At 66.5% G+C, this 433-nt stretch carries 1 protein-coding gene; it reads left to right on the top strand.

All coding sequences use genetic code 11. The annotated features are described in order from the left end of the window. Nucleotides 1-433 (top strand): immunoglobulin-like domain-containing protein (locus ABD827_RS02975; protein ID WP_344962204.1); only part of this gene is annotated, 433 nt, incomplete at both ends.

Here is a 433-nt window from a genome sequence, read left to right as displayed (position 1 = left end):
CGAGGGCGATAGCATCAGCTATACCGTGACCCTGACCGGACCGGCAGGCATGGATCTGAGCCAGCATGGCGGCCTGACCTTTACCCTGGATAACGGCGAGACGGTGACCATTGCGAACGGAGCGATCAGCGGCAGCAGTGCGCCGGTGACGGTGGCCGACGATCCGCTGGTCGGCGGGCAGCCGGCCATCGCCAACCAGATCACCGGCGTCGAGGTGACGGCGGGCGGCGAGACCTTCGAGCACTTGGTGCTGGATCCGACCGCCACCCAGGTCACCGTGACCGATGAGCCGAACGGGCAAGGTGACAGCACCCGCCTGAGCCTGGGTGACATCAGCGTCAACGAAGGCAGTGGCACGGCAACCGTGACCGGGACCTTGAGTCACCCGGCGGGCATGGCCTTTACCGTGACCCTGAGCAACCAGGCGACCCTG

It is taken from the genome of Oceanisphaera sediminis, from assembly GCF_039539745.1.
In the GTDB taxonomy this organism is placed as follows: Bacteria; Pseudomonadota; Gammaproteobacteria; order Enterobacterales; family Aeromonadaceae; genus Oceanimonas; species Oceanimonas sediminis.
The sequence above is the reverse complement of the archived record's forward strand: the minus strand, read 5'-3'. Positions and strand labels throughout refer to the sequence as shown.